The sequence below is a fragment of the Novosphingobium mangrovisedimenti genome (assembly GCF_025153475.1).
Taxonomy (GTDB): Bacteria; Pseudomonadota; Alphaproteobacteria; order Sphingomonadales; family Sphingomonadaceae; genus Novosphingobium; species Novosphingobium mangrovi_A.
Window position 1 is genome coordinate 1 of record NZ_JANZXA010000037.1, and the last position, 3,853, is coordinate 3,853.

Annotated in this window: 5 protein-coding genes; 3 read left to right on the forward strand and 2 right to left on the reverse strand. The window is 60.7% G+C overall.

Annotation, left to right across the window (positions count from 1 at the left end; translation table 11 throughout):
- Together NZK81_RS21230 and hpaH are read right to left on the reverse strand one after the other, a co-directional pair.
- A partial coding sequence (locus tag NZK81_RS21230; RefSeq protein WP_260047963.1) for an aldolase/citrate lyase family protein occupies positions 1-278 on the reverse strand: 278 nt, incomplete at its 3' end.
- Positions 279-287: 9 nt separating this feature from the next.
- A complete protein-coding gene (gene hpaH / locus NZK81_RS21235) occupies positions 288-1,103 on the reverse strand; it encodes a 2-oxo-hept-4-ene-1,7-dioate hydratase (protein WP_260047964.1) in 816 nt (271 codons plus the stop codon).
- A 157-nt stretch (positions 1,104-1,260) separates the two neighbouring features.
- Between hpaH and NZK81_RS21240 the strand changes: the two genes are divergently transcribed.
- The 3 genes from NZK81_RS21240 (at position 1,261) to NZK81_RS21250 (ending at position 3,705) form a co-directional block, all read left to right on the forward strand.
- A complete protein-coding gene (locus NZK81_RS21240; RefSeq protein ID WP_008828102.1) occupies positions 1,261-2,121 on the forward strand; it encodes an alpha/beta fold hydrolase in 861 nt (286 codons plus the stop codon).
- Between the two features lie 95 nt (positions 2,122-2,216).
- The gene (locus tag NZK81_RS21245; RefSeq protein ID WP_240530247.1) at positions 2,217-2,744 is read left to right on the forward strand and encodes a TIGR02444 family protein; all 528 of its coding nucleotides are present in this window, start codon (positions 2,217-2,219) and stop codon (positions 2,742-2,744) included.
- A 43-nt stretch (positions 2,745-2,787) separates the two neighbouring features.
- Positions 2,788-3,705 (forward strand): SDR family NAD(P)-dependent oxidoreductase, encoded by a 918-nt coding sequence (locus NZK81_RS21250; protein WP_066762401.1) that lies wholly within the window; start codon positions 2,788-2,790, stop codon positions 3,703-3,705.
- The last annotated feature ends 148 nt before the right edge of the window (positions 3,706-3,853 follow it).

Sequence of the window (3,853 nt, forward strand, 5' to 3'; positions counted from 1 at the left end):
GTCTGCGCTCCAAGATCGAGAACCTGCTTGATCGCTACCGGATCGTGGCCGGCAATCCGGACGATCGCCGAACACGGCGGCGTCGCCTCGACCGCACGCAGCTGCGCGACGATGCCGGGCAGGGTCTGCGGGCCATGTTCGCCATCGATCAGCAGCCAGTCATAGCCATGGCCCGCGCAGATTTCGGCAATGTCTGGATGGGCCAGGGCCAACCAGAAGCCAAGCTGGACCGGACCTTCGCGCAAGGCCGCCTTGAAGCGGTTGACCGGCGTCTGCATTTTCGCCCCCTAAACGAACCGGAACCCGATTGAACCAAACTCGCCGAAATCGGCATTGAAGACATCGCCCGGCGCCGCTTCGACCGGGCGCGTGAACGATCCGCCGAGCACGACTTCTCCGGCTTCGAGCCCTTGCCCCCAGGGCGCGAGCCGCCGGACCAGCCAGGCGACGCCGTTGGCGGGGTGGTTGAGCACCCCTGCCGCAAGGCCGGTTTCCTCGATCACCCCGTTGCGGCTGAGCAGGGCGCCGATGCGGCGCAGATCGAGCCCGTCGGGTTTCGCCGGCAGACCGCCGACGATGATTCCGGCATTGGCGGCATTGTCGCTGATCGTGTCCAGGACCTTGCGCGCCACCCCGGTTCCGGCATCCTTGGGATGCACCCGGGTGTCTATGATTTCGATTGCCGGAACCACATAGTCGGTGGCGCTCAGGACGTCGAAAATCGTCGTCTGTGCTCCTTCCAGGCGGCGCCCGAGCACAAAGGCCAGCTCGACCTCGACCTTGGGCGTGATGAACCGGGCGGTCGGCACGTCGCTGCCCTGTTCGAACACCATGTCATCCAGCAAGGTGCCGTAATCGGGTTCGGTGATTCCGGCTGCCTGCTGCATCGCGCGCGAGGTCAGGCCGATCTTGTGACCAAAGACGGTCCGGCCGCGCTCTCGCTTGAGATCGACCCAGGCCTGGTTGATGCGGTAGGCATCCTCGATCTGCATGCCTGGATAGCGCACGGAGAACGGCCGGATCCGTTCGCGGGTCTGCTCGGCATGGTCGAGTTCCTGCGCCAATTGCGCGACCAGTCGATCGTCGAATGTCTCGCCTGTCATGTGTCCTGCTCCCAATGCGCAACACTTGGGAAAACTCATTGCACAATGTCAAACGATATCTTAGGCTCCGGCGAAATTGACTGTGAACTCCGGCAAGGAGTCGCGCGGATATAAGGAGTCGCGCGGATATTTCGTCAGGATCACATGGGAGAATGTCATGGCTGCTGAAGGGGTTATCAGGGAAGAAAAGATCACGGGCCGGGGCTTGACCTCGCACACCCTCTTGGCGGGCGATCCGTCCAAGCCGGCAATTCTGCTGCTTCACGGTGCGGGTCCGGGCGCACATGCCGCATCCAACTGGTATCACCTGATGCCGGACCTCGCCGAAAACTTCTTCGTGATCGCGCCCGACCTGATCGGTTTCGGCCAGTCGGTGATTCCCGATCCGTGGCCTGACAGCGTGATGGGCTGGATCGGCACCCGGGTCGACCAGTGCTTTGGCCTGCTTGAGGCGCTCGGTGTGAAGAAGGCCCACGTTGTCGGCAATTCGATGGGCGGCGCGCTGACCCTGCAGATGATGAGCGAGGAGCCCGACACGATCGACAAGGTGGTGCTGATGGGTTCGATCGGAGCCCCCGGCCCGCGCACCCCGGAACTGATCCGCCTGCTCTCGTTCTATTCCGATCCACGATATGCCCGCTATCGCCAGGTGATGCACAGCTTCGCCTACGATGCCGAGAAGTTCGAAGGCATGGAGGAAATCGTCGAGAACCGTTACAAGATCGCCACCGATCCGGGAATCATGAAGACCGCGGTCAAGATGATCGATTCGATGAAGAACGGCATTGAGACGCTCAACATGCCGCCCGAACTGCTGGGCAAAATGCCGCACGAAGTGCTGATCTTCCATGGCCGCCAGGACCGGGTGGTGCCGCTCGACACCAGCCTCTACCTGATCCAGCATCTCAAGCATGCCGAGCTGTACGTTCTCGACCGTTCGGGCCACTGGTCGCAGCTGGAACGGTGGGATGTCATGCGTCCGATGATGGAAATCCATTTCGGCGCCCGCACGTTCTAGGCGGTTGGCCTCGTTGCATGTCTGGTCAGCATTTTCACCAAGGTCCGCGATTGGGTACTTCGGCACGGTCGGACCAAGGCCCGGCCGTGCCGCCAGTGGGTGATGAAGCTTCAATTCAGGTGGAGCAGCACGCGGCGGCGTTATGGGACTATTCTTTACACATTTATGCCAAGCCGGGTGTGGCAGCTTCCTGCCTTGCCTTGCAGGACCAGCATGGGTGTGACGTCAACACGGTGTTGCTTTGCCTTTGGTTGGCAGGGGCGCGTAGCACCATTCTCGCTGTTTCGGACATCGAGGCCGCGCAGCACTCGGCAGCAACTGCGAATGAACGCTTCGTGCAACCGGTCCGTTCGGTGCGGCGCTGGATGAAGCAGTGGTGCCAAGGTACGCCTGAGTCGGAAATTAACGCCGCAGCCTATGCGGCGCTGAAGACGGCAGAGTTGCATGGTGAACGTCTGGTCCAGTCCCAAATGCTCGCTGGGCTGGACCTGGACCAGTTGACCCGTGCCGAGTCGTCCGAAGCAGCAGTCCAGGCAAGCTTTGCCAACTATTGTACCTTGGCGAGCACATCTGGCGGAGTGGCAGAGGAACTGGGTGAGCTTGTTGCCAGGGCCTGGCATTGAGCCAGTCCTGCCTGTCGGGCTAATTGCATTTGAGGAACGGGATATGGATCGGTGCCTGGATGGATCAGTTGTCGCGATCACTGGTGCCGGGCGCGGAATAGGTCGCCAACTGGCGTTGTATTGCGCCGCGCAGGGGGCGGCAATTATCGTCAACGATCCTGGCGTGGCGCAGGCGGGCAACGGCGGCGATACCGCATTCGCTCAGAACACCGCCAACGACATCATCGCTGCCGGGGGCAAAGCGGCGGCCAACTTCGGTAATGTTGCAGATCCGGCGGAGGCGCAGAGCATTATCGAGGATGCGGTACGGAAATTTGGCCGAATTGATGCGGTCGTGAACAATGCAGGCATCCTGCGAGACAGCATCTGGCACAAGATGAGTCACGCGGACTGGACCAGCGTCATCGCGGTCAATCTTACTGGTGTCTTCAATGTTTCCCAGGCCGCCACGCCCTATTTTCGTGAACAGAAGGCGGGCAGTTTCGTTCATTTCACTTCGACGAGCGGTCTGATCGGCAACATCGGGCAGGCGAACTATTCGGCGGCAAAGTTGGCCGTCGTCGCGCTTTCGCAGTCTATCGCGCTCGACATGGCGCGGGTTGGCGTCCGCTCGAACTGCATCGCGCCTTTTGCGTGGAGCCGCATGACCTCGTCAATTCCCGCGACAACCCCTGCCGAACACGAACGTGTCCAACGGTTGCAATCCATGTCGGCAGACAAGATCGCGCCTTTGGTTGCCTATCTGGCATCCGACCTGTCCAAGGACGTGACGAACCAGATTTTCGCGGTTCGCAAGAATGAAATCGCCCTGTTTTGTAAGCCCCGGCCGATCCGGTCGATGACCAAGGTCGAAGGCTGGACGCCGGAGGCAATTGCCCACGAGCTTGTACCTTCGTTTCGCAGCAGCTTCGCGCGCGCCGATGAAGTCTCGGCGCATGTCTTTCCTTATGATCCAATCTGACAGGTAACCGATGTGCAACGCCGGCATGGATGCAGAAGTCTTCGAACAATTCTTGATACAGCTTGAACGCTTCGTGCGCGACCGGCTCATTCCTGTCGAGCGCAAAATTATTGAAACCGACCTCATCCCCGAAAGCGTCCTCGAAGCG